Genomic DNA, 26,616 nt, shown 5'->3' on the forward strand with positions numbered 1-26,616 from the left:
GTTACCCCTTCACTTCCCGAAGCTGCCCACCAGCACCTCGGCGCGGTCGCGCTTGGCGTAGAGGTCCCAGAAGTGCTCGGCGAAGACCTCGGGGCTGATGACCTCGGGCTCGAAGTCCAACGGAGTCGCGGTGAGCGCGCGATGCGGGACGCTGCCCTCGATGAGCGCGCCGACGTTGACGGCGCCGACGTACACGCCTTTCTCCGCGAGCGCGCCGTTGAGGTTGTGGAAGTAGTTGCGCAGCGCCGCCTGAGCCATGCCCGCGTTGCCGAGGAACGGCGTCGGGTGGACGCCGGACTGCCCTGCGGTGAACAGGATCGCGCCGTCTCCGCGCGCTTCCATCGCGGGCAGCACCGCCCGCACGAGTGCGACGCCGGAGAGCAGGAAGCGGTCGAGGATCAGCTGGAGGTTCTCCGGCGTGACGTCGAGCGCGGGCGCGATGCCCTCGCCCATCGAGCCGCCGCCGGGGTTGAAGGCCACCGCGTCGATCTGCCCGAACCGCTCGGTGATCGCCGCGACGGCCAAGGCGATCTGCTCGCGGTCGTAGACGTCGGCGGTGAACCCGGCCGCCTCGATGCCCTCCTCGGCCAGTGAGGCGACGAGGCCGTCGAGGGTCCGCGCGGTCCTGGCGACGAGCGCGACGCGGAAGCCCTCGCGGCCGAAGCGGCGAGCCGTTGCCATGCCGAGCACAGGCCCGGCTCCAAAGATCGCGAGTGTCCTGGTCATGGGGGTCCCTCCGGTCGAAATAAGTTGAGGCAGCCCTCAACTACGACCTGACAGTACACTGAAGTTGAGGTCGTCTTCAACTTCGTTAGGATGAGCGGTGTGACCACGCCGAGACCGCTGCGCAAGGACGCCCAGCGCAACCGCGAGCAGCTCGTCCGCGCCGCTCGGGAGCTGTTCGCCCAGCACGGGATCGACGTGGCGCTGGAGGAGATCGCACGCACGGCCGGGGTGAGCATCGGGACGCTCTACAACCGCTTCCCCACCCGTCAGGACCTGGTGGACGCGGTGTTCGAGGACCGGGCGGAGACCGTCTCGCGGCTCGCGGAGCACGCGCTGTCGCTCGATGACCCGTGGGCGGGGCTCGTGCACTTCCTGGAGCGCGTGTGCGAACTCCAAGCGGCCGATCGCGGCTACAACGACCTGGTCTCCCGGCGGGTCCCGCAGGCTTCGCCCAGCGAGGGTTACCAGCGCGGGTACGAACTGATGTCGCGGATCGTCGCGCGCGCCAGGGAGAGCGGCCAGCTCAGGGCCGACTTCACCTTGGAGGACATGGCTTTCGTGACGTGGGGAACCACCAGGACGGTCGAGGCGGTCGGCACCGTGCGGCCCGAGATGTGGCGGCGGCACCTCGCCCTGCTGCTCGACGGGATGCGGGCCGACGCGGCGCACCCGCTGCCCGAGCCGCCGCTGCGCCCGGAGGAGCTGGCGCGGGCGATGGGCGAGGGCTGCTGAGCGCCGCCCCTAGGATTGGGCCGACCAGGTGACAGCACGAGAGGACCCAGAGTGACCCGACCGCAGGTAGTGGTGCACAGCTCCCCCGTACTGCTCGCGGCGGCCGCCGCGGCGCGGCTGGTGACCCGGCTCGTCGACGCGCAGACCGCGCGGGGCTCGGCCTCGGTGGTGCTGACCGGCGGCGGCACCGGGATCGCCGTGCTCGAACAGCTGCGCGAACTGCCCGCGCGGGACGCCGTGGACTGGTCGCGGGTCGACATGTACTGGGGCGACGAGCGGTTCCTGCCCGCCGGTGACCCCGAGCGCAACGAGACGCAGGCGCGCGCCGCGCTGCTCGACCACATCCCGGTGGACCCGGCGCGCGTGCACGTGATGGAGCCCAGCGACGGGCGCTTCGGCAACGACCCCGAGGCCGCTGCCGCGGACTACGCGGAGGTGCTCGCGCGCGCGGCGCGGCCGGAGGACCACGGGCCGGTGCCGACCTTCGACGTGTGCATGCTCGGCGTGGGCGGCGAAGGCCACGTGGCGTCGGTGTTCCCGTCCTCGCCCGCGGTCTACGAGACCGAGCGGACCGTAGTCGCGGTGCGCAACTGCCCCAAGCCCCCGCCCACCCGGGTTTCGCTGACGCTGCCCGCGATCCGGCACGCCACCGAGGTCTGGCTGCTCACCACGGGTGAGGCCAAGGCCGCCGCGGTGTCCATGGCGCTCGGCGAGGCCGGTGAGGTCCAGCTGCCCGCCGCCGGAGCGCGAGGCCAGCTGCGCACGCTGTGGATGCTCGACCGCTCCGCCGCCGCCAAGGTGCCCGGAGTGTTCGTGCCGCGACTGGTCTGAGGTTTCGAGGAATGAGCCCCGGTCCGCTTCCGAGCGGACCGGGGCTTTTCATGATCGCGAACACGTGAACGCAAACGTCGCCATCCTCACATTTGCGCACAGGATGAAACCCTTGGACCGAGGCGGCGAGCTTTCCTAGCTTCACGCGGAAGCCATCACCTTTTTCGATCAAGGAAGGTCGCCATGCGCAGCACGCGAGGAAAAGTCGGCACCGTAGCGCTCCTCACCCTGTCCACGATGTTCTTGAGCGCGCTTCCGGCGATGGCCAGAACCTCCGACAGCATCGAGGACGGCTGGGACACGGCGTACGCCAGCAACAGCTACTCCTGGGAGTACGGCCACGAGGCGACCGCCAAAGTGTGCGACAACGAGCCGGACGGAAATTCCGTTCGCGCTGAGGTCTACACGTACGACGGCACGCGCTACGATCTCGTCGACAATTTCGGGGGCGATTGCGCGTGGGTCTTCCCGAAGGGAACGGGCAAGCAGATTCGCAGTTTCCGCATTCGTGAGGACGGCGGCGGGTGGAGCCCGCTCGCGGTCCTCGACAGGGCGACCCTCCGCTAGCTCCAGCCCGAGCAACGAGTCCAGGCCCACCCAGAGCGGGCCTGGGCTCTTTCGCGAGCGCCAACACATGAACGACAACGTCGTCGCCCTCACATTTTGCACAGCGGATGAAACTCGTGGACCGACGGCACGACTTCCTGCCTTCACGCAGAATTCGGCAACTCTTTCATTCGAAGAAGGCAGTCATGCGCGGCTTGCGAGGAAAAGTCTGGACCGTAGGAATTCTCACCTTCTCCGCACTGCTCATGCAGACGGTCCCGACGATGGCAGGCGCCATCTCCGCGACGGCGTGGAGCGACGACAACTACGCATCGGGCTACAACCACGTCTCCTGGAGATACGGTTTCCGGTCGACCGCCGTCGTGTGCCACAAGGAGATGGACGGAAACTAGGTGCACGGACACTTCGAGACGCACGGCAGCGAGAAGCTCGTCCGCAGAAACGACTTCTTCGAATCGAATTGCACATCGAGGTCGTGTGCCAGGACAGCGTCGGGTGTCCGACGAGGTGACACTCGAACCCGCGCCCAACTGAGCGGACGCCGCCCGGCCTGAGCGGGTGAAGGTCCTGGTGCTGAACGACTACCGGCTCAGCACGCTGCCGGACCCGGAGTGGCTGGGCCCCGGCGCAGAGGTCGGGCTCGTCACCGACGCGAGCTGTCTCGACGCCGGGCTGATCGCGATGTCGGAGCTGGACCTGCTGCGAGCCGCCAGGGTGCGCGAGCGGGTCGGGGTCGCGGGGCAGGACGTGGCGGGCGCGACGGCTTTCACGGACAAGGTCGTGATGAAGCGGGCGCCGCGGGCGTGACGATCACACCGTTCGCGCCGGTGGAGCACGCGATGGACCTCGTCGGTTTCGCCCGCGATCGCGGGTTTCCGCTGGTGCTCAAGCCGAGGCGCAGCGCGGGCTCGATGGGCGTGCACGTGCTCCACGCGGAGCGCTGCACCTGAAGTTCTTCGGCACCAGGGCTCCGCGTCGCGACTACCTCCCACTCGGCTACTGGCACACGCTGCGCCACGCGCTGGCCAACGGCTTCGACCGCGTCGATTTCGGCGGCGGCGCCACGCGGGTGAAGCTGCGGCGCGGCGCCGACCTGTACTGGGACACCGGGGTGTTCTTCTTCGCCGACGACCTCGGGGACCGCGCGGTCGGCGTCGCCGAGCTGATGTCGCGCGCCAACACCGCCTTCTTCACCGATCTGTGCGTTCGGTGGCACCGGACGCACACCGCGCCCCCACCGCCACCGTTTGCCAGCGTCGCGGAAACTCCGCGCTGACGGAGGCGGTCCCAGCGGGAATCATCGCCGGGTCGTCCCTGCTACCGACTGGAGAAACCATGCTCCGCCGTACCGCCCTCGTCGCGGTGGTCGCCGCGATGCTCGGCGCGCCCTCGATCACGGTGACACCCGCCGAGGCCGCCCCGAAGGTCACCAACATCGCGCACCGGGGCGCCTCGCACGACGCGCCGGAGAACACCCTCGCCGCGATGCGCCTCGCCGTGAAGGCGCGGGCCGACCTGGTGGAGACCGACGTGCAGCGCACCAAGGACGGCCACCTGGTGCTGGTGCACGACACCACCCTGGCCCGCACCACCGACGTGGAGCAGGTCTTCCCGGACCGGGCGCCGTGGAAGATCTCCGAGTTCACCCTCGCCGAGATCAAGCGGCTGGACGCGGGCTCCTGGAAGGACCCGAAGTACCGGGGCGAACGCGTGCCCACGCTGCGGGAGCTGCTCGCGACCCTCGCCGGGACGCGGGTCGGGCTGCTGCTGGAGGCCAAGGCACCGGAGCTCTACCCCGGCATCGAACACGCGATCGCCGAGCAGCTCGGGCGGGCGTCGGCCTGGCGGGGCCGCGTGCGGGTGCAGAGCTTCAACTGGGAGTGGATCAAGACCTACCGCGGGCTGGCGCCCAAGGCGGTGCTCGGCGTGCTAGGCACCCCCGAGGTCGGTGAGCTGGCCGAGATCGCCCGCTACTCCAACCAGGTCAACCCGCCGCACGCCTCGGCGACCGCCGAGTACATCGCCGCCGTGCACAAGCACGGGATGGAGGTCAACGTGTGGACCGTGGACACCCCCGACCTCATGCGGACGCTGATCTCCCGCGAGGTCGACGGCATCATCACCAACCGGCCGGACGTCCTCCGCGCGCTCTGACCCTCACCAGGTCACCGGGAGCGCGTGCAGACCGTAGACCCCGGCGTTGTCCTTGAACGGCAGCTCCGCGACGGGGGCGGCCAGCCGCAGCCCGGGAATCCTGGCGAACAGCGCGGTGAACACGATCTCCAGCTCGATCCTGGCCAGGTTCTGCCCGATGCACTGGTGGATGCCGTAGCCGAAGGCCAGGTGCTGCCTGCCGCCCCGGCGGACGTCGAGCTCGCCGGGGTCGGCGAACACCGCCTCGTCGTGGTTGCCGGAGGCGCTGAGCCCGATGACGCCCTCGCCCGCGCGGATCAGCACCCCGCCGATCTCCATGTCGGCCAGCACGACGCGCGAGGTCACCTGGTCGCCGATGCTGAAGTAGCGCAGCAGCTCCTCGACGGCCGAGGGGACCAGGCTCGGGTCGGCCCTGAGCGCGTCCAGCTGGCCGGGGTTCTCCAGCAGCCCCAGCACGCCGAGGGAGATCATGTTCGCTGTGGTCTCGTGCCCGCCGACCAGCAGCACCGACGCCATCCGGACGAGGCCGTCGTGGTCGAGCACCCCGGCCTCGCGGTTCCGCTCCACCATCCTGCTGAGCAGGTCGTCGCCCGGCTCGGCCGCCTTGGCGGTGATCAGCTCGGTGAAGTACTGGTGCAGGCGCTGGTGCGTGCGGCCCAGCTCCTCGTAGCCGGTCGAGACCGACAGCAGCTTCGCGGTGCACTCGCCGAAGAACTCGCGGTCGGCGTAGGGCACCCCGAGCAGCTCGCAGATCACCATCGAGGGCACGGGCAGGGCGAACGCCGTCACGAGGTCCACCGGTCCCCCGCCCGCGAGCATCTCGGAGATGTGCTCGTCCACGATCTCCTGGACGCGCGGCCGCAGCTGGAGCATCCGCCGCGCGGTGAACTCGGAGATGACCAGCTTGCGCTGCGCGGTGTGCGCGGGCGGGTCCATCGCGAGCATCACCGGCCGCTGCTGCTCCATGACCTCCTGCGGCACGTCGAAGGACAGCGGGTACCCGGGGTGGGCCATGTTCGAGCTGACGTCGGGACTGGCCAGCAGCTGCCGGATGTGCTCGTGCCGGGTGAGCAGCCACGCCTGCCGCCCGGAGCCCAGCGTGACCCTGCTGATCGGCTGCTCCGCGCGCAGGGTGGCGTAGGCCTCCGGCGGGTGGAGCGGGCACGTCCTCGGGTAGGGGTAGGTGCCCAGCGGCTGGTCGGTCATCGTTGTTCCGCCTTCGCTAACCGATCGCCTCTTCGAGTCCCCTGCGCACGATGTGCGCGACGAGGCCCTCGCTGGCCGGGACCAGCCCGAGGCGGTTGTTCGTGGTGTGCACGTAGTTCGAGAGGCAGCTCAGGTACGGCGTGCCGTCGAGGCTGAGGTCCCGCACGTCGACGTCGAGCCCGACCCCGCACAGCGACCGGGCACGCGCGGCGGCTCCGGCGCTGATGTCGTGGAACACGTCCTCGGTCGCGCCCTTGTGCCACACCGCGGCGCACAACTGGGTGAGCTGCGCGGAGACGCCCTGGTACAGCTTCGGCCACGCGCGCCGCATGTCCTCGGGCGCCCACTTGCTCCAGTAGTCCTCGTACTGCTGGAGGAACCGCTTCGCGGCGTCGGGGTCGAGCCCCGCGCCGTGCAGGAACATCGCCATGATCCTGGCGGCCTCGCCGATGGGCGCCCGTCTGGTGCCGACCGGCGTGTTCTGCGCGACCAGCAGGTCCAGGACCGCGGCGGAGGACTCGCGGAACAGGACCTCCGCGCTCGCCACGCCCTCGACACCGCCGTACTTGCCGTACTCCGGTTCGTAGGGGGCCGGGTCGAGGGTGCCGACGGCCCGCGCGTCCCTGGGGTTCTCCCCTTCCAGGCGCGCGAGCTCCGCCTGATGCGTCAGGCCCAGCTCGTACTCCTCGCGCGCCTCAGGCGCGAACTCCGGCATGGCCTCGGCCAGCCCCGCGAGGACGCGCTCCACCGCGTCGGCCAGTGCGGCACCGGGGCCGGTGAGCATCCGGAGCCGGATGTGGGGACCGCCCTGCCAGTACCGGAGGAAGAAGAAGTGCTCGTACAGCCCTTCAGCGCGCAACAGCGGCGCGACCGTGGCGCGCAGGAAGTGGTCGTGCAGCGAGGGCGGGAGGTGCAGGTGCACCGGCCGCCACCGGCTACTTGTCAGTGTGTAGCTCAACGAAGAACTCCTCTGCTGCCGTCCAGCCGGTGTCGGGCCCGTAGTCCTCCACCGAGGGCAGGCACTCGCGGACCGACACGAGCACGCCTTCGCGCGACAGCGCCGACTTCGCGAAACTCCGGACCAGGTAAGGGTTGCGGAAGTCGACGTACATCGGCTTGTGCACGCTCGCGCGGCGCAGGTGCCCGAAGTCCGCCCACTTGCGCGTCACCTTCCGGCTGCGCCCGGCCATCACGTCGCGTTCCTCGGCCGTCTGGCACAGCACGAAGGCGTGCCGGGGAAGGCCCTGCGAACGGCGCCACGCGTCGAAGGCCGTCAACGCCTCGAACGAGTCGCGGCTGAGGTCCTGGAGCATGGCGATGTCGGCGGCGGCCACGGTCCAGGTCCTGCGGTCGGCCACGACGTCGCCGACGACGAGCCTCGGCGCGGTCGTGGTCGGTTCCCCCCGGTCCAGGATGTCCTCCAACGGCTTCCACAGGACGCGGTTGGACGGGGACAGCGCTTCGAGCAGGCGGTAGAGCAGCGGCACCCCGATCGGGGTCAGGAAGTTCATCGGGACCAGGTCGAGCGCCTCGCCCGCCTCCGGGTCCCACAGCCGCAGCGCGTTCGTGCCGGGCTCCACTCGGACGTCGAGGCGGTCCAGCCGGTAGCGCGTGCGGTCCTCGCCGAGCGACACCCCGCCGGGGTAGTCCACGACCCGCCTGGTCAGCGGCGGGTGCAGGTTGAAGTTGAACCCGAGCACGGCGTTGAGGTCGACCTGACCGGGGAACCTGCGGTCCAGGTGCTCCCGTTGCGCGGCGGCCAGGGACCAGGTGTCGGTGCCCCTGATGAACGAGCCGAACCGCGAGTAGTAGACGCCGTACCCGGTGAGCAGGCCGTTCACCACGAGCGTCCGGTCCTGGCCGGGGAGCGCGCCGCGGGCGAACTGGGCGCGGAAGGTCACGGACTCGGTGTCCACGAGGTCTTCCACCCCGTCGCAGGCCCGCTCGATGTCCGCGGGGTCCAGGTGCACGGTCCCGTCCCCGGGCACGAGGCGCTCGCGGATGACGCGCAGGGCCTCGGCGCGCTGGGCGCGGTACTTGTCGGCCGCGTCCAGTCCGCGCCCCATGAGCACGTCGACCTGGGCCTGGTCGCTCAGGGAGGAGAACGCGCCGAAGAACTCCAGGAACGGCATGGAACGGCGCTCCCCGAGCACCTGGGCCGCGAACGCGTGCAGGCCGAGCCGCCGCACCTGGTTGTTGTCCATCAGGGACGCCAGCCGCCACAGCCCGCTGAGCGCGGGACGGCTGCGCTCGACCGTCGCCAGGTCCCAGGTCCGCGGCGCGGAGCTGGTGGGGGTGTCCTCGAAGACCGGGGACTTGAGGACCTCCTCCGGCGGCGGCGAGCCCTTGACCAGCTCGGCGATGGCGGTGATCGACCGGTACGCGGAGTCCAGCAGCGCCTGGCGCTCGGCGGCAGGGGCCGCCGCGAAGTCCGTCTCCAGCCGCGCCAGCTCGGCGAAGTGGCCGCGCACGGCCTCGGTCTCCGCCGTGCCACCGGCGGCGAGCATCTCGGCCACCCTGCTCAGGTAGCCGGGGTCGTGGTCGTCGGCGAGCGGGCGGAAGAACAGCACACCCGCACGGGTCAGGCCGTGCACGACGTTGCGGCTCACCGACTCGTCACCGGTGACGGCGGTGAGGGCGCTGAGCACCTCGGTCGCCGGGGCCCGGCGCTCGGGCATCGCGGTGAGCACTGCGTCGAGGATCTTCTCGCGGCGCATCTTCAGCACCGCCTCGCGCGGGATGTCGCCCTCGCCCTGCGATCCCGGTGCCACGCCGACGAACTCGACCACCTCGGCGTCGTGGCGCAGCGTGGAGTTCAGCAGCAGCCAGCCGGTCTCCAACCCGCCGGGAAGGCGCGGCACCACGGCCAGCACCCAGTTGACCAGCAGGCGGTTCAGCTTCGTGACGGACTCGTCCGGCTCCTCCGCCCTCGCGGGCACCGCCGCGTCCGGGGCCTCTGGCGGGAACGCGCCGAGCTCGGTGAAGCGGCCGAACGGCGACGGCTTCATGCTCGCCCGGTAGGCGAAGTTGACCAGGGAGGACTCCAGCACCCTCGCCTTGCTCGGCTTGGGCGGCTTGCCCGAGCCGGAGACGAAGTCACGCAGCGCGCGGTGCAGCTGCTCCCCGGAGAGCTGGAGGCTCCTGCCCATCGCGTCGTGCTCGAAGAGCGCCCGGAAACCCTTGGTGGCGGCCGACTTCTCGGCCTCCAGGGCCTGTTCGGCCGCGCGCTCGCACCCCTCGGCGCGCTCGCCGAGCCCGCGCCAGCGCTCGACCTCGGCGAGCAGCTCGGCGTCCAGGTGCCCGCGAAGCGGCTCCAGCCGCGCGCTCACGCGGTCGTGCCGCAGGTTGTGCACGTCGCGGCGGAGCTTGATCAGGTCGGCCCTCGGGCCGTCGCCGACCGCGGGCACGAGCGCGCCGAGGCGGTCGGACAGGCTCGCGGCGGCCGCGCCGATCTCCTCGCGCAGCTCGTTCAGCTCATCGACGCGCGCCCAGGTGGCGGTGAACGCCATCCCGGCGAGCTCGCTCAGCGGGAGGCGGCCCCGCCGGTAGACGACGTACGGACTGACGCTCACGTTCATCGGACGTTCCCCAGCATGCTCACGCGGGCCCGGTACTCCTGGAAATAATCCAGCCCCTCGGTGTTCGATATAAGAAATGCGCACAGAAAGCCACCGCCGAGGTGCACCTCGACGGTGGCTTCAGCATGTTCCCCAGTCCTGAAATCAGGAAGAGGACGACGAAGACGTCGAAACGCTGGTGGTCGTGCAGGACGACGCCATCACCTGGGACAGCGCGTCATCGCCCTCGCTGATACCGGCCATCAGGTCGGAAATCTCGAGAACGTTGAGGTCAATCTCCTGCTTGTTCATTGTCACACCCCCTTTCGTATCGATCGCCGCTGACGCTAATCGGCAAACCGAGCACCACGCAATCAACTTCCAAGTGACGAGGATCACATGCCATAGAAAAGTTTTAGAGCCCGGCACGGCGCCGATAGCAGAGAGATAAGCTCCGGACGTACGCTGAGGTGAAACACCCGCGTGAGAAAGACTTACTCGGCCGATCTGGGGAGGGCTCAACCATGCACTTGTTCGCCGTTGTGCCATGGCAAGAGACTTCATCCCTGAATGAAACCGCAGCTCTGATCGGTGAAGTTTTCTCACCGGAACACACGAAAAACCACGGCCCTTACTACTTCGTGCGCACGCGCGACCACCGCACGGGCGCGGAGGCGCTGCAGCTGAGCATCGCCGAGGTCACCGACCAGGCAGAGACGAGAAAGGCACTGGTCAGGGCCGCCGAACGCCACGGGCGCACCGTGCGGGTCGACGAGGTGCCGCTCGACTCGATCCCCTCGCCGTTGTGGAACTCCGGCTTCGACGGCCCAGGCTTCCCGGCCTTGTCGCGGCGGCTCTATCAGCGGGCCGCGCCGATCCTGGCCACTTTTTTGAACCGCGCGGCCCAGGCGGACAATCCGCTGCAATCGGCACTCGACGCCATCCGGCTCATGGTGGCGCACACGCGGGCGACCCTGCTGAGATCCCCGCAGCGAAGCCTCGCAGGATACGAGTTCCGCGAGCTTCTGTCACTACGACTACTGAGCTACAGGTCCCATTTCGAAGCCGTATATCCGCGCACCAAGGACCCAGCATCCTTCGAAGCGGCGTGTGCGCGTTTTTATGCACAGGCCGGTCCGGAGATACACAAATTTGTCACCTCGTCCGGGGACGCTGACGCCATTTGGGCTAACGACGCGGTGATTCGACAATGGACAGAGCTCGTCATGTCCGCTTCACACCCGCTGGCCGCGGACTTCCGGGACGGAACCGTGGTCGACGCCGGGCGCACCCTGGAGGATCTCGTTCGTGAACGGGGTGCACCGGTGGAGCCCACCCGTTTCCACACGCCGCGGATACCCGAGCTGGAACGGCTGCTGCACCACGACACCGACTTCCTGTCGTTCCGTTTGCTCACCAGCCTGTTGTACAGCTGCCTCTACACGCTCGGCTTCAGCCTGCCGGAGAGGTACGTGTACTGCTACGTCGCCGCGCGCGCCAACGAAGAGGTCGCGGGCAGGTCCATGCTGGAGCTCGCGGCGGATCTCGACGACCTGGCCAGGCGCGTCGCGGCGGTCTCCGCGGCCGGTGCCGAGTAAGGAGCCACCTTGTACCTGGGCACCCATCAGGAGCACATCTCGGACGAGCTGCGCGCGCTCGAGAACCTCGTCTCCCCGTACGGGCTCATCTCGCACACCGCCTCGCTGCCGGTGCGCGAGGGCGAGCCGTCCTTCGCCGTCCACCTCTCGCACATCGGCGACCCCTCGATGGCCCTGGCGAACCTGGACGTGTGGGCGCACAGCGAGGACATGGGCAACGTCGACGGCGCCGGCACCGCGCTCACCACCGAACGCGCCCGGCTGATCTCCATCGCCGAGGGGCTGGAGCGGTACTCCACGTGCGCGTGGAGCGACGACGAGCTGGTGACCGCGGCGGAGAACGACCTCGACGAGGAGTTCGTCTCGCCCTCCCGCTGGCCCCGCTGCTCCCCCGCCGAGCTGGCGCGGGAGGACTGCAACCTGGCCGAGTACGACCCGTCCGTGCCGATCCGCTGGGTGCGCGCGTGGTCGCTCACCCGGCGCGTGCCGGTGCTCGTGCCCGCGATCTCGGTCTACCTGCACATGCCCTACCACTCGAAGTCCGAGCGCTTCCTGCGCGGGATCACCACGGGCGCGGCCGTGCACTCCGACGTGCGCGCGGCCGTGCTCAACGGGTTGCTGGAGGTCGTCGAGCGGGACGCCATCGCGCTGGTCTGGCTGCAACGGCTGCGGCTGCCCGAGCTGACCGTGGCCCCGGAGCGGCTGGACCCGTCCACCCACGAGTACTACCGGGCGGGCACCTCCACGGACCTGCGGGTACGGCTCTACGACGCGACCACGGACTTCGGCGTCCCGGTGATCTACGCGGTGCAGCTCGCCGACGCCGACCCGACGCTCGCCCAGATCGTCGCCGCCACCTGCGACATCAGCCCGGAACGGGCGCTCGGCAAGATCTACCGCGAGCTGTCCTCGCTGCGAGTGGCGCTGCGCGGCTACGTGGCCGCCTTCGACACGCGCCAGCCCGACCGCGACAAGGTCAGCGTGACCGGGGGTGCTGTCTACAACGCCGCGCCCGAACGGCGGGGCATGTTCGACTTCCTGTTGGAGGGCGAGCGCCCGACGCGCGGCCTCGACGAGCTGCCCACCGTGCCCGAGGGCGCGGACGCGCTGGACACGGTGGTCTCGCGACTGGCGGAGCGCGACGCCGAGGTGCTCGTCGTCGACATCACCACCGACGAGGCGCGCCAGGTCGGCATGCGGGCGGTGAAGGTGCTGGTGCCAGAGGCGATGCCGGTGTCCTTCGTGCACTCCGAGCGCTTCCTGGGCACTCCGCGCCTCTACGACGCTCCACGCGCGATGGGGCACCCGTGCCACGGCGAGGACGAGATCAACCCCGAGCACCAGCCGTTCGCGTGAGTGCGGGACAAGGAGCTGAGCAGCATGTCGCACGATTCGCGTCCGCGGTGCCTGTACATCGTCCGCGACGCCTTCGGCCGGAAGCTCGCGGACTACCGCGACGTTCCTCCGGCGCACCTGGTGTCCTTCGAGGACTTCCGCGACACCACGGCTTTGGTCGGGGACGTCATCGTCCCGGTGCACGCGGGCAGCGACCCGGACCTGCGCGACGAGGTCGACCGGATCTGCGCGGAGCGGGGCACGCCCTCCGTCGGGCTCCAGCTGCTGCCGACCAAGATCGTCTGCGGCCCGGTGGTCGTCCCCGGCCACACCGCGTGCCACTCGTGCTACCGCAGGCGTTCAGCGCAGCACGCGGCCAAGGCGCGCCACCTCGACGTGGACGCGAGCCTCTCCGGGCTGCCGCTGGGGTTCGGCGCGCAGCACCTGGCCGTGGCCTCCGGGCTCCTGGAGCTGGCCCTGACCGAGATCGCCGAGGGCGTCACGGGGATCGGCGGCACCGTGCGCACCTTCAACCTCGTCTCCGGCAGCGTGACCGCGGCGGTGACGGTGGCGGTCGACCGGTGCCCGAGGTGCGGCGGCCGGTTCGCGGCGGCACGCGCGACCGGCGCGTCGCCGGTACCGGAACTGCTGTGAAGGGGGACTGAGCCATGGGTGCCGAGATGAAAGCCGAGATGATCGGCCAGGCCGCGCGCACGGACATGCAGCTGGCCGTTCCGGTCCTGCCCGTCCTGCGTCGCGGGGTGCGGCTGCGGCCGGTCGGGAACGCGGTGCTGCTCGACGGAGCGGACCGGATGCAGTCGTTCTCCGGCGCGTTCGCCCGCGAAGGACTGGTGCCGCTGGCCGAGGCGTGCGACGGCACCCGCGACCACGCGACCCTGGCCCGCCACCTCGGAATCGACGAAGCAGCCGTGTACAAGTGCCTCGCGCTGCTCTGGACGGCGGGGGCCGTCGAGGAGGCCATGGCCGGGGACGAACCGCCAGTGGCACCGGAGCTGGCCTGTTTCCTGTCCCGCCTGGGCAACTCCACCGGGACGAACCCGTCCTGGGCGGACGCGGCGGCGCGGCTGGCCCGGCGCCCGGTGCGGCTCGAAGGAGATCCCGCCCTGGTCGCCGCGGCGCAGCGGGCACTGGGGGGCACGTGCACCGTGGTCACCCGAGCCACCGCCGAGGACGAGCTCACCGTGTTCTTCGAGACGGTGTCGTCGGCGGCGTCGCTCTCGAGCACTGAGGAGCGGTGCAGGCTGGACGGCCGCCCGCTGCTGCGGGTGCGCGCTGACGCGAAGACCGTCGTGATCGGCCCGTACACCGATCCCGCGATCACCCCGTGCCTGGAGTGCGGGTGCCACGGCGAAGCGGGGCTGTCCGGTGAACCGCCGCGGCACGTGCACGACCTCGTCGCCGGCCTGGCCTCGCACCACGTCACTGCCCTGGTCGCGCGTGCGACGACCACGCACCTGCCGATCGACGCGAGCGTGGTCGAGCTGGCGACGCTGGGCACGACCTACCGCCCGGCGACCACCCGCCCGGGTTGCCCCCGGTGCTCGGCTGCCCAGGGACCGGTCGCGCCGCAGGCCCCGGCCGGCGCGGTGTACGAAGCCGCCGTCGCCCTGCCGGTGCGCGAGTTCCTCAACCCGAAGGACCACCAGGCGCACTACTACACGTCGAACATCCGCTTGCAGACGCAGTTCAAGGACTGGCCGAGCCGCCCGCACACCGCGCTGCCCGTCCCCGACCTCTCACTGCTGCGGCACGAGCCGTGCCAGGACAGCACCCCGCTCACCCTGGACGGGCTCAGCCTGGTGCTGAAGATCGCCTTCGGCCTCAAGGACTCCGAGACCACGGCGGAACGCGTCAAGCGGTGGACGGCCGCGGGCGGGAACATCGGCTGCACCACGGCCCACGTGGTGCTGCGCGACGCGAGCCTGCTGCCACCGGGCGTGTACGCCTACGCGGACCAGGACCACACCCTGGTGGCCCTCTCCACCGCGGTCCCCGAGGGCGACGCGCCGTGCGAGATCGTCATCACCGGAGACCTCAAGAAGATCATGCGCAAGTACGGCACGTTCGGCTTCCGGCTGACCTTTCTGGACGCCGGTTGCGCCCTGTCCAGTGCCCGGGAGGTCGCGCGGCACCTGGGGCTGGGCTTCGCCCCGCGCTCCGACTGGGACGACGACGCGTTCGCCCGGGTGCTCAACGCGTCGCCGGCCGAGGAACCCGTCGTCGCCGTCGCGACCCTGGGAGGTACGGCATGAGAACCGACATGGCAGCCCTGACGCCCCTGCTCGAAGGGCTCACCTCGCGGACGAGCACCTCCGACGGCCGCGCCGCCGAGCGGGTGACGCTGCCGTTCCCCGGCGGCGTGCCCGTCGACCCCGCTCCGTCTGCCGAGGACCTCCTTCCCGTCCACGACCTGCACGACACGCTCCAGCGCCGGCGTTCGTCGCTGGTCTACGGGGACCAGCCGGTGCGCACCGACGTCGTCCTCGCGAAGCTGCGCGAGGTGCTGGTGCGGGACCGCGACGAGTGGGGCCTGGACGACACGGCGGGCGCCCTGGAAGCGTTCGTGTTCGCGTTCCGCAGCGAGGGCGCCGCCCCCGGCGTCCACCACGTGACCGCGGACGGCTGCTCCCACGTCGCCGGGCTCGACGAGCTGGGCCCGGTCGAGGACCTCGGCATCCAGCGCGAGTTCTCCACCGCGGCCGGGATCGCCGCCGTGTACGGCAACCTGGACCGGGCCGACAGCTGGGCCGGGGCCCACGGCTACCGCGTCTGCGCGGTGCGCGCGGCGATGGCCACCTACGACCTCAACCTCCGCTGCCAGGCGATGGGGCTCGTCGGCACGCTGTTCGGGGGCTTCATCCCCGCGTCCGTGCGCGCCCTGCTGCACAGCGACGGGGTGGTCCGCCACCCGCTGCTGGCCACCACCTACGCCCATCCCCGCTGACCCGACCGGAGAACCGTATGCACGTCTCGATCGTCATGTGGGACCTGAAGAAGTCCGAGGCAACGGTGGAAAGCCTGCGGGAGTACCTGCGCGACTACGCCGTCGACGCCTACTCCACGCTGGACGGGATGCGCCTCAAGGCGTGGTTCTCCCATTCGGAGCGCCAGGTGTGGGGCGCGGTCTACCTGTGGGACCGCGCCGACCAGATGCGGAGCCTGTTCCAGGTCAGCCGCGCGATCGAGCTCATCGGCTACCCGCCGACGTCGGTCGGCGGCTTCGAGCTGGAGGCGATCTCCGAAGGCAGGAGCGTGAACGAGACACTGGCCGGACTCGGCCTGGCGCTGCGGGACTGAACCGCTGCGGGACTGAACGACGACGGCGAACGGCCCGGGAGCGGGAGGCTCCCGGGCCGTTCGCCGTGCTGTGCCTCAGTGTTACTCGCCGCGCTGCTGGCGGAGCTTGGCGAGTGCCTCTTCGAGGATCGCCTCGCCGTCGGTGTCGGAGCGCCGCTCCTTCACGTACGCCAGGTGCGTCTTGTACGGCTCGTTCCGCGGCGGAGCCGGCGGCTCCTGCGAGTCCCGGCCCGCAGGCAGCCCGCAGCGCGGGCAGTCCCACGTCTCCGGCTCCTCGGCCTCCAACGCGAAGGAAGGCTTCACCTCGTGCCCGTTGGAGCAGAAGTACGAGACGCGGCGCCGCGGTGCGGACTCCCCGCGCTCGGACTCGCCCATCGGACCTGCCCCGACCCTGGTGCCGCGGATCGCGTTACCACCAGCCATGGACCCTCACACTCCCAGCCCCGTTAGCCCGTCGATCCCCATCGGAGTCGATGCCGTCATGCGCCCGTCTTGAGCAGCAGGCCGACCCCGACGATGGAGATCAACCAGACCGCGCCCACGAAGACCGTGATGCGGTCGAGGTTCTTCTCCACCACGCTGGAGCCGGACAGGCTCGACTGCATGCCACCGCCGAACAGGGAGGACAGACCGCCTCCACGCCCACGGTGCAGCAGCACGAGCAGAACGAGCACGATGCTCGACACGATCAACATGATCTGAAGAAAAAGCTGCATCTCACCCTCGCCGTACAGCGGTTGACGTCACAGAGTACCGGGTCGGTCGCGGGCGCATGACCGCCCCCGGGCTCAATTCCTTGAAACAGGAGCGAGCCCTAGGGCAAAGGCCCACCTGCGGCCAGCGCGCAGAGCTTGGCGAACTCCTCGCCGTCCAGGCTCGCCCCGCCGACCAGGGCGCCGTCCACGTCGTCGCCCTTCATCAGCTCGCTGATGTTGCCGGACTTGACCGAGCCGCCGTAGAGCACCCGGACCGCGTCGGCGATCTCGGGGCCGTACTTCTCGGCCAGCGCGGCCCGCAGCGCGCCGCAGACCTCCTGGGCGTCGGCGGCCGTCGCCACCTTGCCCGTGCCGATGGCCCACACCGGCTCGTAGGCGACCACCACGTCCTTGACCTGCTCGGCCTTGAGCCCCTTGAGGCCCGCGATGAGCTGGTCGGTGCAGTGCTGGACGTGGTTGCCGGCCTCGCGGACCTCCAGCTGCTCTCCGACGCACAGGATCGGCGCGATCCCGTGCTTGAGCGCGGCGCGGACCTTGCGGTTGACCAGCTCGTCGGTCTCCGCGTGGTACTCGCGGCGCTCGGAGTGGCCGACCACGGCGTAGGAGCAGCCCAGCTTCGCCAGCATCGGCCCGGAGACCTCGCCGGTGTAGGCGCCGGAGTCGTGCGGGGAGATGTCCTGCGCCCCGTACTTCGACAGCAGCTTGTCCCCGTCGGTCAGGGTCTGCACGCTGCGGATGTCGGTGAACGGCGGCAGCACGACGACCTCGACCTTGTCGAAGTACTTGGCGGGCAACGAGAACGCGATCTTCTGCGTCAGGGCGATGGCCTCGAAGTGGTTGAGGTTCATCTTCCAGTTGCCTGCGATGAGCGGCTTGCGGGCCATCTAGTCCTCCAGAACCGAGACGCCGGGCAGGTCCTTGCCCTCCAGGTACTCCAAGGACGCGCCGCCCCCGGTGGAGATGTGCGAGAAGCCGTCCTCGGGGAGGCCGAGCTGGCGCACGGCAGCGGCGCTGTCGCCACCGCCGACCACGCTGAACGCCTCGGACTTCACCAGGGCCTCGGCCACCGCGCGGGTGCCGCCGGAGAACGCCTCGAACTCGAACACGCCCATCGGGCCGTTCCAGAACACGGTGCGGGCGTCGGCCAGCTTCGCCGCGAACAGCTCGCGGCTGGCCGGGCCGATGTCCAGGCCCTGGCGCTCGGCCGGGATGGCGTCGGCGCCGACGATCTCGACCTCGGCGTCGGCGGCGAACTCGGTGGTGGTCAGCACGTCCACCGGCAGCACCAGCTCGACACCGCGCTTGTCGGCCTCCGCGAGGAAACCGCGCACCTGGTCGAGCTGGTCCTCCTGGAGCAGGGACTTGCCGACCTCGTGGCCCTGGGCCTTGAGGAAGGTGTAGGCCATGCCACCGCCGACGAGCAGCCGGTCGACCTTGGTGAGCAGGTTCGCGATGACGCCGAGCTTGTCGGAGACCTTCGCGCCGCCGAGCACCACGACGTAGGGCCGCTCGGTGTCGGTGGTGAGCTTGCGCAGCACCTCGACCTCGGCCAGCACCAAACCGCCCGCGTAGTGCGGCAGCCGCTTCGCGACGTCGTAGACCGACGCCTGCTTGCGGTGCACCACACCGAAACCGTCGGAGACGTAGGCGCCGTCGGGGCCGACCAGCGCGGCCAGCTCGTCGGCCAGCGCTGCCCGCTCTGCCTCGTCCTTGCTGGTCTCGCGCGCGTCGAAGCGCACGTTCTCCAGCAGGGCGACCCGGCCGTCGGCCAGAGCGTCCACAGTGGACTTCGCGGAGTCACCGGTGAGGTCGGACGCGAGCGCGACCTCGGAGCCGAGCAGCTCGCCGAGCCGCGCCGCGACCGGGGCGAGCGAGAACGTGGGGTCCGGGGAACCCTTGGGGCGCCCCAGGTGCGCGATGACGACGACTCGCGCGCCCGCTTCGGTGAGCTTGGTCAGGGTGGGCAGGGACGCCCGCACCCGGCCGTCGTCGGTGATCTTCGAACCGTCGAGGGGAACGTTGAGGTCGGCGCGCACCAGGACGCGCCGACCCGCAACACCCTCGGCCAGCAGGTCAGCCAGGGTCTTCAAGATGGGTTCCTCAGAGCTTGGAGGCGACGAGGGAGACGAGGTCCACGAGGCGGTTGGAGTAGCCCCACTCGTTGTCGTACCAGCCGACGACCTTGACCTGGTTGCCGATGACCTTGGTCAGCGGCGCGTCGAAGATGCACGACGCCGGGTCGGTGACGATGTCGGTGGAGACGATCGGGTCCGTGTTGTAGCGCAGGATGCCCTTGAGCGCGCCCTCGGCTGCGGCCTTCACCGCGGCGTTGACCTCCTCGACCGAGGTCTCGCGGCCCACGGTGACGGTGAGGTCGGTGGCCGAGCCGGTGGGCACGGGAACGCGCAGCGCGTAGCCGTCCAGCTTGCCCTTGAGCTCCGGCAGCACCAGGCCGATCGCCTTGGCCGCACCGGTGCTGGTGGGCACGATGTTCAGCGCGGCGGCACGGGAGCGGCGCAGGTCCTTGTGCGGCGCGTCCTGCAGGTTCTGGTCCTGGGTGTACGCGTGGATCGTGGTCATCAGACCCTTCTCGATGGTGAAGGTGTCGTGCAGGACCTTCGCCATCGGGGCCAGGCAGTTGGTGGTGCAGGAGGCGTTGGAGATCACCGTCTGCGAACCGTCGTAGCGGTCCTCGTTCGCGCCGAAGACGACCGTGAGGTCCTCGTTCTTGGCGGGCGCGGAGATGATGACCTTCTTGGCGCCACCCTCGTCGACGTGCTTGCGCGCGGTGGTGCCGTCGGTGAAGAAGCCGGTGGACTCGACGACGACGTCGACGCCCAGGTCCTTCCAGGGCAGCTTGCCCGGGTCGCGCTCGGCCAGCGCGCGGATGGTCTTGCCGTTGACCGAGATGCCCTCGTCGGTCACGGAGACCTCGCCGTCCAGCCGGCCCAGGATGCTGTCGTACTTGAGCAGGTGGGCCATGGTCGCGACGTCGCCGAGGTCGTTGAAGGCCACGATCTCGATGTCCTGGCCGCTGGCCTGGACCGCGCGCCAGAAGTTGCGTCCGATGCGGCCGAAGCCGTTCACGCCCACGCGAACCGTCACGGTGCCTCTCCTCTTGATGAGTCGTACCTAAAGGCTCTGTCGCCGTCACCCTAGCGGCTGACAGAGTCGCTGGTCACAGTGCCCTTACGACCGGCTTAATCGAATCAGCCGAACGGCCCGCGAACAGCACTTTCATCGTGCCCTGAACGGGGCGGCGGCAACCCGTTCGGTGACCGCCGCCACACCGCTCAGGCGTCGAGCATGTCCGCGGTCACCGCGGACTCGGTGTCCGGGATCGACAGGTCCCTTGCCTTCTTGTCGGCCATCGCCAGCAGACGCCTTATCCGCCCGGCGACCGCGTCCTTGGTCATCTGCGGGTCGGCGAGCTGGCCGAGCTCCTCCAGCGACGCCTGCCGGTGCGCCAGCCGCAGCCGCCCCGCGGCCACCAGGTGCTCCGGCGCGTCCGGGCCGAGGATGTCCAGCGCCCGCTCCACCCGCGCGGCGGCGGCCACCGCGGCACGCGCGGACCGGCGCAGGTTGGCGTCGTCGAAGTTGGCCAGCCGGTTCGCGGTGGCGCGCACCTCGCGGCGCATCCGCCGCTCCTCCCAGGCCAGCACGCTGGAGTGCGCGCCGAGCCTGGTCAGCAGCGCGCCGATGGAGTCGCCGTCGCGGACCACCACCCGGTCGGCGCCGCGCACCTCGCGGGACTTGGCCTGGATGCCCATCCGCCGGGCCGCGCCGACCAGCGCCAGCGCCGCCTCGGGGCCGGGGCAGGTGACCTCCAGCGCGGAGGAGCGGCCGGGCTCGGTCAGCGAGCCGTGCGCCAGGAAAGCGCCCCGCCAGGCCGCCTCGGCGTCGCACACCCCGCCGGAGACCACCGGCGCGGGCAGCCCGCGCACGGGCCGTCCCCTCGGGTCGAGCAGGCCGGTCTGCCGGGCGAGGCCGTCGCCGTCGCGGACGACGCGGACCACGTAGCGGGTGCCCTTGCGCAGCCCGCCGGAAGTGATCACGTGCACGTCCGAGTTGTGCCCGAACAGCTCGTGGATCTCCTTGCGCAGCCTGCGCGCGGCAACGCCGGTGTCCAGCTCGGCCTCCACCACGACGCGGCCTGCCACGATGTGCAGCCCGCCCGCGAACCGGAGCAGCGAGGAGACCTCCGCCCGGCGACAGCAGGTCTTGGTCACCGACAAGCGGCTCAGCTCGTCCTTGACCGCCGCGGTCATCGCCATGGGGTCTCCTCCTCCCGAACACATGTGTCCGTGGTGCTGGGTGATTCTGGGCTCTGGTTCGCGCGAGTTGCTAACGCGGTGTCCCCGACGACCTCGGTGAACGCGCTGCGCAGGCTCACCGCGAGCGCGTCAGGGTCGTGCCGGTCGGGGTTCCCGGCGAGCGCTATCCGGCTCAGGCGAGCCGTTCCGCCGAGGGAGGACGCCGCGCGCCGCAAGCGGTCGGGGGTGGGCACCGAGTCGGTATCGGCGATCACCGCGTCCACCCGTAGGCCCGGCGCGTGTTCGGCGAGCACCTGAAGGTGTTGTTCCGGCGAGAAGCCCTCGGTTTCCCCCGGTTGTGGGACGAGGTTGAGCACCACCACGCGCCGCGCCGCCGTGCGCACGAGCGCGTCGTGCAGCTCCGGCACGAGCAGGTGCGGCAGCACGCTGGTGAACCACGAGCCCGGTCCCAGCAGCACGAGGTCGGCGTCGAGCACCGCGTCGACGGCCTCCTGGCACGCGCGCGGCGCACCGGGCTGGGCGCCCGCGGCGCGCAGCCGGACCCGTTGCACGCGACCGGGAGTGCTCGCGACGGCGACCTGGCCGCGGATGCGGCGCACCGCGGAACGGTCCTCGTCCAGCCCCACGACGTCGGCCTCGATGTCCATGGGCTCACGGCACATCGGCAGCACCCTGCCGCGCACGCCGAGCAGCCGCGCGACCGCGTCGAGCGCCGCGACCGGGTCGCCGGCGGTCTCCAGCAGCCCCGCCAGCACGAGGTTGCCCACCGCGTGCCCGGCCAGCGCGCCCGAGCCGCCGAAGCGGTGCTGGAACGCCTCCGTCCACACGGGAGAGTCACTGGCGAGCGCCACCAGCGCCTTGCGCAGGTCGCCCGGCGGCAGCAGCCCCAGCTCGCGGCGCAGCCGTCCCGAGGACCCGCCGTCGTCGGCGACGGTCACCACGGCGGTCACGTCCGGGGTGATCCGGCGCAGCGCCGCGAGGGTGACCTGGAGCCCGTGCCCGCCGCCGAGCGCGACCACCCTCGGCGGCCGGGCGGCGGAGTCCGGTTCCGGTGCGTCCGAAGTGGACTCTCCCGTCACTCGCGCCCCAGGTCCCGGTGCACGACCTTGACCGTCATCCCGTCCTCCGAAGCCAGTCGCCCTGCGAGCTCCTCCGACATCGCCACACTGCGGTGCTTACCACCCGTGCAGCCGACGGCCAGCGTCAGGTACCGCTTGCCCTCGCGGTGGTAGCCCGCGCCGATCAGCCGCAGCAGCTCCTGGTAGCGGTCCAGGAAGTCCTCGGCGCCCTCCTGGCTCAGGACGTAGTTGCGGACCTCCTCGTCAAGGCCGGTGTTGTCGCGCAGCTCGGGGATCCAGAACGGGTTCGGCAGGAAGCGCACGTCGATGACCAGGTCGGCGTCCATCGGCAGGCCGTACTTGTAGCCGAAGGACAGCACGGTCACCCTGGTGCGCGCGCTGGACTCGCTGCCGAAGGCGTCCTCGATCTTGCCGCGCAGCTGGTGCACGGACAGGCCGGAGGTGTCCAGCACCAGGTCGGCCTCGTCGCGCAGCGGCATCAGCATCCTGCGCTCGGCGGCGATGCCGTCGGAGAGCCTGCCGTCGCCCTGCAACGGGTGGCCGCGGCGCACCTGCTCGAAGCGCCGGATCAGCACCGCGTCGGTGGCCTCCAGGAACAGCACCTTCGGCTTGTAGCCGCGGGCGTCGAGGTCCCTGATCACCGAGGCGAGGTCGTCGGTGAACGCGCGGCTGCGCACGTCCATCACCACGGCGACCTTGGTGATCACGCCCCGGGCCTGGGCACCGAGCTCGACCATGGTGGAGACCAGCTCCGGCGGCAGGTTGTCCACCACGAACCAGCCGAGGTCCTCAAGGCACTTGGCCGCGGTGCTGCGGCCCGCCCCGGACAGGCCGCTGACCACGGCCACCTCGACGCCCGACTTCTCGTCGTTCACGTTCCGTCCTCCCCGTTGCCCGCGCCCAGCGCGGCGAGTACTGCCTCTGCGGTGCGCCGGCCCACCCCGGGCACCTCGGTGATCTGTTCGACGGTGGCGGCTCTGAGGCGCTTGAGCGAGCCGAAGTGCTTGAGCAGCGCGGCCTTGCGCGCGTCGCCGAGCCCGCTGACCCCGTCCAGCGCGGAGGCGGTCATCCGCATCGACCGCTTCTGCCGGTGGTAGGAGACCGCGAAGCGGTGCGCCTCGTCGCGGACCCGCTGCAACAGGTACAGCGCCTCGCTGGTGCGCGGCAGGATCACCGGATCGGGATCGCCGGGCACCCACACCTCCTCCAACCGCTTGGCCAGCCCGACAACGGCCACGTCGGTGACGCCCAGCTCGGCGAGCACGTCGGCCGCGGCGTTGGCCTGCGGCCCCGCGCCGTCGACGACCAGCAGGTTGGGCGGGTAGGCGAAGCGCTTCGGCTTGCCGGTCTCCGGGTCGATGCCGGGCCGGTCGGCGTCCTCGGCGGTGCTGGTCTCGGCCTTGTAGCGGGCGAACCGGCGCCGCACGACCTCGGCGATGGAGGCGACGTCGCCCTCGGTCGCGGCCTCGCGGACGGCGAAGCGGCGGTACTCGGACTTGCGCGCGAGCCCGTCCTCGAAGACCACCAGCGAGGCCACCACGTCGCTGCCCTGCACGTGGCTGATGTCGATGCACTCGATGCGCAGCAGCGCGGTGTCCAGGTCCAGCGCCTCCTGGAGCTCCTGGAGCGCGGCCGAGCGCGCGGTGAGGTCCCCGGCGCGGCGCAGCTTGTGCTGGGTGAACGCCTCCGCGGCGTTGCGGGCCACGGTCTCGGCGAGCGCGCGCTTGTCCCCGCGCTGCGGCACCCGCAGGTCCACCTTGGAGCCGCGCAGCTTCGACAGCCAGTCCACCACCGCGTCGGCGTCCTCGGGCAGCTCCGGCACCAGGACCTCGCGCGGCACGGGACTGCCACCGGCGTCGGCCTGCGCGGCGAGGTCGGCCTGGTCTCCGTAGAACTGGGTGATGAACTGCGCGACCAGGCCGGGGGTGTCGACCTCCTCGACCTTGTCGATCACCCATCCGCGCTGGCCGCGCACCCGCCCGCCCCGCACGTGGAAGACCTGCACCGCGGCGGCGAGCTCGTCCTCGGCGAAGGCCACCACGTCCGCGTCGGTGCCGTCGCCGAGCACCACGGCCTGCTTCTCCATGGCCCGGCGCAGCGCGGTGACGTCGTCCCGCAGCCGCGCGGCGCGCTCGAACTCCAGCTCGTCGGAGGCGGCCTGCATCTCCTTCTCCAGCTTGCGCACCATGGCGTCGGTGCGGCCGGAGAGGAAGTCGCAGAAGTCCTCGACGATGTCGCGGTGCTCCTGCTCGCTGACGCGGCCGATGCACGGCGCGGAGCACTTGTCGATGTAGCCGAGCAGGCACGGGCGGCCCATCTGCGCGTGCCGCTTGAAGACGCCGCCGGAGCAGGTGCGCGCCGGGAAGACCCGGAGCAGCAGGTCGACGGTCTCGCGGATCGCCCATGCGTGCGCGTACGGACCGAAGTAGCGGACGCCGCGCTTGCGCGGTCCCCGGTAGACGTGCAGCCGCGGGTAGTCCTCGTGCAGCGTCACCGCGAGCACCGGGTAGGACTTGTCGTCGCGGTAGCGGACGTTGAACCGCGGGTCGAACTCCTTGATCCAGGAGTACTCCAGCTGCAGCGCCTCGACCTCGGTGCCGACGACTGTCCACTCCACCGATGCGGCGGTGGTGACCATCTGGCGGGTGCGGGCGTGCAGCGTCGCCACGTCGGCGAAGTAGGACGAGAGGCGGCTGCGCAGGCTCTTCGCCTTGCCGACGTAGATGACGCGCCCGGAGGCGTCGCGGAACTTGTACACGCCCGGCGCCTCGGGAATCGTTCCCGGGGCGGGGCGATACGTCGACGGGTCGGCCACGTCATAAGCCTACGGACCGCTCTGACACTCGCCGAAACGGCCCAACCGGCTCATGCCAGCACGACCCGGTCCCCATCAGCGCGAACGCCGACCGGGGTGAGCCCCGTGGTCGCTGGCCCCTTCCGGAGATCACCCGTCTCGGCGTCGAAGGTGCTGCCGTGGGTGGGGCAGTCGACCTGCCCGCCGGCGGGGGCGCTGACGATCGAGCCGGTGTGCGGGCACCTCGGGTCGAACGCGCGCACCTGTCCCGCCCTGGTGCGCACGATGAGCAGCCGCCCGCCCCCGGGGACGTCGACGAGCTTCCCGCCGCCGACCGGCAGCTCGCTCAGCCCGACGAGCGCGGTCCCCGGCTTCGCCGTCCCCGTCCCCGCCGCCGGCCTCGTCCCGCCACCCCCGCACCCCGCAACCGTCAACCCCACCAGTCCACACAGGACATTCCGTCTCGTCACACCCACTCCCCCAACCTATTCCCCACCCCCTTTCCGGCCATTCGCGGGCTTATGGACGTGTTCAGCCCTCCGAAACGGTCCATAAGCCCGCGAATGGCGGTGAGGGGTTCAGGGGTTCAGGGGGGTGAATCGTTGACGTGGTGGGGGAAAGGGGGCACGGTCGGGGGTACCGCCGCGCACCGGAACGCGCCCTGGGAGGCCAGAACCGATGCTTCGCTTCACAACCGTGATCGCGGCCGCGCTCGTGCTTGTGACGACCGCGACACCGGCCAGTGCGGGACAACGAGCCGTCGTCGGCACCGCGGAGGAGCTCGTCGCGGCGCTCAAGGCCGCGACGCCCGGCAGCACCATCGAGCTGCGGCCCGGCGTCTACGACGGTGCTTTCTTCGGCACCGCCTCGGGGACCGCCGCCGCCCCCATCACCCTGACCGGACCGCGCACCGCCGTGCTCAAGAACACCAAGAAGGCGTGCGACCCCAACGTGCCGGCCGACCGCGAGGCGCAGGGGGTGAGCTACTGCGGCTACGGCTTCCACCTGAACCTCGCGAAACACTGGCTGCTCAAGGGTTTCAGCGTCGCTGAGGCCAGCAAGGGCATCGTGTTCGACGGCTCGGACGACAACGTGGTCGACGACGTCGAGGTCCGCCAGATCGGCGACGAGGGCGTGCACTTCCGGGCCAACTCCAACGACAACGTCCTCCGCAACTCCTCGGTCCGCGACGTCGGCACCGCGCAGCCCGCGTACGGCGAAGGCGTCTACTTCGGCTCGGCCAAGGGCGCGAACTGGGGCAAGTACGGCGACCGGCCCGGCGACCAGACCGTGCCGGACACCAGCGACCGCAACCAGGCGCTGGACAACCGGCTCGGCCCCAACGTCGCCGCCGAGCACGTGGACATCAAGGAGGGCACCACCGGCGGCAAGGTGCTGCGCAACACCTTCGACGGCGTCGGCATGACCGGTGAGAACTCCTCGGAGAGCTGGGTCAACGCCAAGGGCAACGACTACGACATCTCCGACAACCGGGGAACCCGCAGCTTCGAGCACGGGTTCAAGGTGATCCAGCGGCTCGACGGGTGGGGCTGCGGCAACGTCTTCCACCGCAACGTCGCCGACGTCCAGGCGGCGGGCTACGGGTTCCAGTTCCCGCACAACAAGAAGTGCGGGTCCAAGCCCAACCTGGTCTACCGCGACAACACGGTGACCAACGCGGGCAAGGGTTTCTCCGACGTCACCCCCGTGAGCTGACCGACGAGCCCGC

30 protein-coding genes are annotated in these 26,616 nt (G+C 70.7%); 15 read left to right on the plus strand and 15 right to left on the minus strand.

The features are described 5' to 3' along the window. Window positions 1-9: 9 nt before the first annotated feature. The gene (locus ACFFQA_RS07715; RefSeq protein WP_377850979.1) at window positions 10-726 is read right to left on the minus strand and encodes an SDR family NAD(P)-dependent oxidoreductase; all 717 of its coding nucleotides are present in this window, start codon (window positions 724-726) and stop codon (window positions 10-12) included. Between the two features lie 99 nt (window positions 727-825). Here ACFFQA_RS07715 and ACFFQA_RS07720 point away from each other — a divergent pair, with 99 nt between their 5' ends. The 8 genes from ACFFQA_RS07720 to ACFFQA_RS07755 all read left to right on the plus strand — a co-directional run bounded on the left by ACFFQA_RS07720 (window position 826) and on the right by ACFFQA_RS07755 (window position 5,010). Further along, entirely contained in the window at window positions 826-1,458 is a 633-nt protein-coding gene (locus ACFFQA_RS07720; protein WP_377850980.1) for a TetR/AcrR family transcriptional regulator, read from the plus strand. A gap of 51 nt (window positions 1,459-1,509) precedes the next feature. Further along, a complete protein-coding gene (gene pgl, locus ACFFQA_RS07725) occupies window positions 1,510-2,289 on the plus strand; it encodes a 6-phosphogluconolactonase (RefSeq protein WP_377850981.1) in 780 nt (259 codons plus the stop codon). A gap of 183 nt (window positions 2,290-2,472) precedes the next feature. After that, a complete protein-coding gene (locus ACFFQA_RS07730; RefSeq protein WP_377850982.1) occupies window positions 2,473-2,856 on the plus strand; it encodes a hypothetical protein in 384 nt (127 codons plus the stop codon). A 185-nt stretch (window positions 2,857-3,041) separates the two neighbouring features. After that, window positions 3,042-3,248, plus strand: a complete 207-nt coding sequence (locus ACFFQA_RS07735) for a hypothetical protein (protein WP_377850983.1) — start codon at window positions 3,042-3,044, stop codon at window positions 3,246-3,248. 166 nt (window positions 3,249-3,414) lie between these two features. Further along, window positions 3,415-3,663: a hypothetical protein gene (locus tag ACFFQA_RS07740; protein WP_377850984.1), complete on the plus strand. Its 249-nt coding sequence runs from the start codon at window positions 3,415-3,417 to the stop codon at window positions 3,661-3,663. Then, window positions 3,660-3,806 carry a hypothetical protein gene (locus tag ACFFQA_RS07745; protein ID WP_377850985.1) on the plus strand — a complete coding sequence of 49 codons (147 nt, stop codon included), beginning with the start codon at window positions 3,660-3,662 and terminating at the stop codon, window positions 3,804-3,806. Before ACFFQA_RS07740 ends, ACFFQA_RS07745 begins: the two co-directional genes overlap by 4 nt. Window positions 3,807-3,925: 119 nt before the next feature. Continuing rightward, window positions 3,926-4,132 (plus strand): hypothetical protein, encoded by a 207-nt coding sequence (locus ACFFQA_RS07750; RefSeq protein WP_377850986.1) that lies wholly within the window; start codon window positions 3,926-3,928, stop codon window positions 4,130-4,132. A gap of 59 nt (window positions 4,133-4,191) precedes the next feature. After that, a complete protein-coding gene (locus ACFFQA_RS07755; protein ID WP_377850987.1) occupies window positions 4,192-5,010 on the plus strand; it encodes a glycerophosphodiester phosphodiesterase in 819 nt (272 codons plus the stop codon). Between the two features lie 3 nt (window positions 5,011-5,013). Here the strand turns inward: ACFFQA_RS07755 and ACFFQA_RS07760 are convergent, their stop codons facing one another. The 4 genes from ACFFQA_RS07760 to ACFFQA_RS07775 form a co-directional block, all read right to left on the minus strand. Next, entirely contained in the window at window positions 5,014-6,216 is a 1,203-nt protein-coding gene (locus ACFFQA_RS07760) for a cytochrome P450 (protein WP_377850988.1), read from the minus strand. A 16-nt stretch (window positions 6,217-6,232) separates the two neighbouring features. Further along, complete coding sequence (locus ACFFQA_RS07765) at window positions 6,233-7,138, minus strand: thiopeptide-type bacteriocin biosynthesis protein (protein WP_377850989.1); 906 nt, start codon at window positions 7,136-7,138, stop codon at window positions 6,233-6,235. Between the two features lie 13 nt (window positions 7,139-7,151). Further along, window positions 7,152-9,794 carry a lantibiotic dehydratase gene (locus tag ACFFQA_RS07770; protein WP_377850990.1) on the minus strand — a complete coding sequence of 881 codons (2,643 nt, stop codon included), beginning with the start codon at window positions 9,792-9,794 and terminating at the stop codon, window positions 7,152-7,154. A gap of 144 nt (window positions 9,795-9,938) precedes the next feature. Beyond that, a complete protein-coding gene (locus ACFFQA_RS07775) occupies window positions 9,939-10,085 on the minus strand; it encodes a thiocillin/thiostrepton family thiazolyl peptide (RefSeq protein ID WP_377850991.1) in 147 nt (48 codons plus the stop codon). 212 nt (window positions 10,086-10,297) lie between these two features. Here ACFFQA_RS07775 and ACFFQA_RS07780 point away from each other — a divergent pair, with 212 nt between their 5' ends. From ACFFQA_RS07780 to ACFFQA_RS07805, 6 genes are read left to right on the plus strand one after another with little or no spacing between them, the layout of a single operon-like run. Further along, on the plus strand, window positions 10,298-11,371 hold the full coding sequence (locus ACFFQA_RS07780) for a hypothetical protein (protein WP_377850992.1): 1,074 nt from the start codon (window positions 10,298-10,300) through the stop codon (window positions 11,369-11,371). Between the two features lie 9 nt (window positions 11,372-11,380). Next, on the plus strand, window positions 11,381-12,727 hold the full coding sequence (locus ACFFQA_RS07785) for a YcaO-like family protein (protein WP_377850993.1): 1,347 nt from the start codon (window positions 11,381-11,383) through the stop codon (window positions 12,725-12,727). Between the two features lie 24 nt (window positions 12,728-12,751). Then, entirely contained in the window at window positions 12,752-13,360 is a 609-nt protein-coding gene (locus tag ACFFQA_RS07790; RefSeq protein WP_377850994.1) for a hypothetical protein, read from the plus strand. A gap of 14 nt (window positions 13,361-13,374) precedes the next feature. Next, the gene (locus ACFFQA_RS07795; RefSeq protein WP_377850995.1) at window positions 13,375-14,979 is read left to right on the plus strand and encodes a nitroreductase family protein; all 1,605 of its coding nucleotides are present in this window, start codon (window positions 13,375-13,377) and stop codon (window positions 14,977-14,979) included. After that, window positions 14,976-15,671, plus strand: a complete 696-nt coding sequence (locus tag ACFFQA_RS07800; protein WP_377850996.1) for a nitroreductase family protein — start codon at window positions 14,976-14,978, stop codon at window positions 15,669-15,671. The genes ACFFQA_RS07795 and ACFFQA_RS07800 overlap by 4 nt, the downstream gene beginning before the upstream one ends. 17 nt (window positions 15,672-15,688) lie before the next feature. Further along, complete coding sequence (locus ACFFQA_RS07805) at window positions 15,689-16,024, plus strand: hypothetical protein (protein WP_377850997.1); 336 nt, start codon at window positions 15,689-15,691, stop codon at window positions 16,022-16,024. Between the two features lie 81 nt (window positions 16,025-16,105). Here ACFFQA_RS07805 and ACFFQA_RS07810 read toward each other — a convergent pair whose 3' ends face one another. From ACFFQA_RS07810 to ACFFQA_RS07855, 10 genes are all read right to left on the minus strand, one after another. Next, the gene (locus ACFFQA_RS07810) at window positions 16,106-16,447 is read right to left on the minus strand and encodes an RNA polymerase-binding protein RbpA (RefSeq protein ID WP_377850998.1); all 342 of its coding nucleotides are present in this window, start codon (window positions 16,445-16,447) and stop codon (window positions 16,106-16,108) included. Between the two features lie 56 nt (window positions 16,448-16,503). Continuing rightward, window positions 16,504-16,740: a preprotein translocase subunit SecG gene (secG, locus tag ACFFQA_RS07815; RefSeq protein ID WP_377850999.1), complete on the minus strand. Its 237-nt coding sequence runs from the start codon at window positions 16,738-16,740 to the stop codon at window positions 16,504-16,506. A 98-nt stretch (window positions 16,741-16,838) separates the two neighbouring features. Then, window positions 16,839-17,624 carry a triose-phosphate isomerase gene (gene tpiA, locus ACFFQA_RS07820; protein WP_377851000.1) on the minus strand — a complete coding sequence of 262 codons (786 nt, stop codon included), beginning with the start codon at window positions 17,622-17,624 and terminating at the stop codon, window positions 16,839-16,841. Next, window positions 17,625-18,830, minus strand: coding sequence for a phosphoglycerate kinase (locus ACFFQA_RS07825; protein WP_377851001.1), 1,206 nt, complete (start codon window positions 18,828-18,830; stop codon window positions 17,625-17,627). A gap of 10 nt (window positions 18,831-18,840) precedes the next feature. Beyond that, the gene (gene gap / locus ACFFQA_RS07830; RefSeq protein WP_377851002.1) at window positions 18,841-19,845 is read right to left on the minus strand and encodes a type I glyceraldehyde-3-phosphate dehydrogenase; all 1,005 of its coding nucleotides are present in this window, start codon (window positions 19,843-19,845) and stop codon (window positions 18,841-18,843) included. A gap of 188 nt (window positions 19,846-20,033) precedes the next feature. Continuing rightward, entirely contained in the window at window positions 20,034-21,014 is a 981-nt protein-coding gene (whiA, locus tag ACFFQA_RS07835) for a DNA-binding protein WhiA (protein ID WP_030431246.1), read from the minus strand. Beyond that, window positions 21,005-22,093 (minus strand): gluconeogenesis factor YvcK family protein, encoded by a 1,089-nt coding sequence (locus ACFFQA_RS07840; protein WP_377851003.1) that lies wholly within the window; start codon window positions 22,091-22,093, stop codon window positions 21,005-21,007. The genes whiA and ACFFQA_RS07840 overlap by 10 nt, the downstream gene beginning before the upstream one ends. Then, window positions 22,090-22,968, minus strand: coding sequence for an RNase adapter RapZ (rapZ, locus tag ACFFQA_RS07845; protein WP_377851004.1), 879 nt, complete (start codon window positions 22,966-22,968; stop codon window positions 22,090-22,092). The genes ACFFQA_RS07840 and rapZ overlap by 4 nt, the downstream gene beginning before the upstream one ends. Beyond that, complete coding sequence (uvrC, locus tag ACFFQA_RS07850) at window positions 22,965-24,908, minus strand: excinuclease ABC subunit UvrC (protein ID WP_377851005.1); 1,944 nt, start codon at window positions 24,906-24,908, stop codon at window positions 22,965-22,967. The genes rapZ and uvrC overlap by 4 nt, the downstream gene beginning before the upstream one ends. A 50-nt stretch (window positions 24,909-24,958) precedes the next feature. Further along, window positions 24,959-25,357, minus strand: coding sequence for a Rieske (2Fe-2S) protein (locus ACFFQA_RS07855; RefSeq protein WP_377851006.1), 399 nt, complete (start codon window positions 25,355-25,357; stop codon window positions 24,959-24,961). 208 nt (window positions 25,358-25,565) lie between these two features. Between ACFFQA_RS07855 and ACFFQA_RS07860 the strand changes: the two genes are divergently transcribed. Further along, the gene (locus ACFFQA_RS07860; protein WP_377851007.1) at window positions 25,566-26,603 is read left to right on the plus strand and encodes a hypothetical protein; all 1,038 of its coding nucleotides are present in this window, start codon (window positions 25,566-25,568) and stop codon (window positions 26,601-26,603) included. Window positions 26,604-26,616: the final 13 nt, after the last annotated feature.

The sequence above is a fragment of the Allokutzneria oryzae genome, from assembly GCF_042429765.1.
GTDB lineage: Bacteria > Actinomycetota > Actinomycetes > Mycobacteriales > Pseudonocardiaceae > Allokutzneria > Allokutzneria oryzae.